Source organism: Micromonospora sp. LOL_024 (assembly GCF_048060415.1).
GTDB lineage: Bacteria > Actinomycetota > Actinomycetes > Mycobacteriales > Micromonosporaceae > Micromonospora.
Map to the genome: position 1 here is coordinate 1 of NZ_JBHMIS010000115.1, position 1,702 is coordinate 1,702.

The 1,702-nt window shown below is 59.1% G+C and carries 1 pseudogene; it reads right to left on the reverse strand.

The features are described from left to right. Positions 1–320: 320 nt before the first annotated feature. A pseudogene (locus ACFHWY_RS28380) lies at positions 321–1,702 on the reverse strand (hypothetical protein); the annotation flags it as partial.

Below are 1,702 nucleotides of genomic sequence, written 5' to 3' on the forward strand. Positions count from 1 at the left end.
GGCGAGGAGGGCCAGGTCCTCACCTTTGCGGAACCAGACGAGCACCATCAGGGCCTGGTAGAAGCAGGTCAACGCCCGAGTGCCACGGCGGGTACCGCAGGCGCGGCGCTGCGCGTACAGCAGACGGGCGAGGTGCTGCACGAGTTCCCTCGGGACGTCGACCATGGCACGATAGGCAATCACGTGGAGCCCTCTCGAAGACGTGGATCTGTCGCAAGTGACATGTCTATCGATGGCTCCACGCCTGTTTCCACTGACGCCCGACTCGCCGCATTCGCCCGTGTCGCACCAATCAAACCTTATGCGTTGCTGAGATCACCTCAGTCGACGGCACGGGTGACGAAATCGACCTCCTCATAGGCCCTGACCTTCTCATCGATGAAGTCGCGATGAGCATCCCTATGGCTTTGCAGCACGTCCACGATCCGTGCCTGAGCACGTGTCAGGGCGTCACTGACAACATCATGTTGGGCGAGCACCATTGCAGCGGATAATAGCCGTGCCGTTGTGGTGCGAGCAGTCTTTACCGGGCGCGTCCAGGTGGGGAAATTCCGAAATGCTTCCCAAACTTCGCCCGGCACAGAAGGGTTGCGAACGAGGTTCACAGGATTTGTGATGGTCTCGGAGGCGATGGCATCTTCCCCGTCGCGGAGGCGGTGGACCACCCGAGTCACGGACTCCTCGTCAAAGTGAGGCAGATACACCCTGACCGAATTGAGCTCGTCATCACCCACAACGCGTTGCGCGAGCGGCGTTCGGACAGCACGGCCAATAAGCTGAGTAATTGTGACGTCGTCACTAGACCGTCGGAGCGAGATTAGAACCTCCGCTCGCGGACAGTCCCAACCCGTCGTGAGGGCCTCCTTAAAAAGCACAACGCGGACACCGGACGTCTCTTGGATTCGAGACGGCTCCAACCATCGAACGTCATGGGAGCCGAATGTCTCAATCGCATGCGATTCGAGAGCGTGCACAATATGGTGTCGAGCAAGAGTTGTGTCTGCCTCCCGCATAGCGTCGATCCATTCAGCGACAGTGCGTTCCGGGACAGAAGCAGGTAGTTGTACCATGAGGATCGGCTCGACAGGCGGAGTGTCGTTCTCATCTGCGTAGCCCTGCCAGAGTGCAGCCATCCGCGCACGCTGTCTAGTCGCTTCTTGGAGAAGGGTGACGTCGGCCGCGATCTCCTCGGTGGGGTGGGCGAGCAGAAGGTGGTCTTTTACCAGGCCCGACTGGCGCACATCGTTGACGTCGACACTTACATACCGCTTTGATTCCCGCCCAACAAGCGCCCTATCGAACCGATCCGGGGTGGCAGAGATTCCGACCACAACTGGCGCTGGTCGCTTTCCTCGGCCCGTACCATTCAAAAATTGGGACAGGTACGTGCCGTCGCCATTCGCATTTCTTCCGGTGCCGTAGTGTGCTTCGTCGACGAAGACGATGAACCGCCCACCCAGCACGCGAACGGTTCCATTGAGTGTGTCCCACAGATCGTGCTCACGCTTATCGCCGGAACGATAGCTAGACGCCCCGCGCCCAAGCTTTTGTGGATTTAGAAAGTAGACCAGCCCACCAGGCAACACGGGAAGATCAAACTGAGGGTCTGCGTCGATGATTGCCAGTCGATTTCGTAGGAAGTCGCCAGGGCCCCGGAGTAGTCCGCGAATGTCCTTTTTGGTCTGATCTTGTTCTGGGGGCT